This window comes from Streptomyces sp. SID3212, from assembly GCF_009865405.1.
Classification (GTDB): domain Bacteria; phylum Actinomycetota; class Actinomycetes; order Streptomycetales; family Streptomycetaceae; genus Streptomyces.
The window spans coordinates 1-550 of the sequence record NZ_WWJY01000996.1; the positions used below are offsets into that span (position 1 = coordinate 1).

Genomic DNA, 550 nt, shown 5'->3' on the forward strand with positions numbered 1-550 from the left:
CGGAACGAATCCGCCACCTCGGGGAACTGCACCAGGCGGGCCTGGTGACGGACGACGAGTTCAGCGCGAAGAAGGCGGAGCTCCTGGCGGAGCTGTGACGGCCCGGCCTCGCGGCCGGCCGGACCGGGGGTCGGTGCCGGACCACACCCACCCGGGCGAGACCGCCGACCTGGGCGGGGCACGCACCTGGGCGGGGCGCGCAAAAGCCTGCGCCACCCGCCCGCAGGGCCGACCGCCGGGAACGCACGGTCGTACGCCTCCGACCCCGCGTAAACCCGACCGCCGCCCCGAGCGGGCTCGTGCCAGCCTGCCCACCGGGGCGACCACGGCCCGGACCGCACACTCGTACGCCCCGACCCCGCCCGAACCCGACAGCTCGGGCACGTGCCAGCCTGGGCAACCTGCCCGCCGGGGCGACCCATCGCCGGGAACGCACGGCCGTACGCCCCGGCCCCATGCACGTGCGACCGCCAGCTGGGTTGGGCGCATTGGGTGCGTACGAGCCGGTGCCGGCCGCCCGCAGGGCCGACCCGGCACCCGGGTGACACGG

At 77.1% G+C, this 550-nt stretch carries 1 protein-coding gene; it reads left to right on the forward strand.

Translation table 11 applies throughout. The annotated features are described in order from the left end of the window. Nucleotides 1-98 (forward strand): SHOCT domain-containing protein (locus GT042_RS29540; protein WP_161311763.1); only part of this gene is annotated, 98 nt, incomplete at its 5' end. Nucleotides 99-550: the final 452 nt, after the last annotated feature.